1 pseudogene is annotated in these 534 nt (G+C 61.0%); it reads right to left on the minus strand.

The features are described from left to right. Positions 1 to 287: 287 nt before the first annotated feature. Positions 288 to 534: pseudogene (locus tag B7449_RS15135) on the minus strand (IS91 family transposase); the annotation flags it as partial.

The raw sequence follows: 534 nt of genomic DNA on the forward strand, positions 1-534 counted from the left end.
CGCGAGGCGTACGAAAGTCTGGGAAGACCGAACCCGCGACACCGAGACTCAGTTATGGGGAATTTGCAACTGGCGCTGCCCTGAGGCGCCTCTGAGCGGGGTCACGTGGCGACATTCGTGACGCGACAAAGGGTGTTTCCCGCTGATCCTACACATGAAGATGACAGGATCTTCAGGGCCAGGTGCGCGCTTTCCGTCGTTTTTTCGCGTTTTACGTAAGCCTGTCGGTGCGCCGGAACGAGACGGTTCCGGCAGGCATCGGGTTATAGGGTCATGTCTGCCGATCATCATGCTGATCTCCCGGCCAGATCAGTCGTCCGTGGCGGTCCTCTGGGCTGGCACCAGCGGGGAAGGATCGGGATGACGACCATCGGACCACCACAGCATGGGCAGGGCGGTGGCATGACCGGTTCGGGTTCCGTGACTTCTGGTGCTGGCATGGGTATGACCTTCAGCAGGTCCCGCACCCGAGCGAGGCTGGCCTTGCGATTGGAACTGGCCAGCAGGCCATAATGGCGGATGCGATGAAATCCC

Source organism: Komagataeibacter intermedius TF2 (assembly GCF_000964425.1).
Classification (GTDB): Bacteria; Pseudomonadota; Alphaproteobacteria; order Acetobacterales; family Acetobacteraceae; genus Komagataeibacter; species Komagataeibacter intermedius.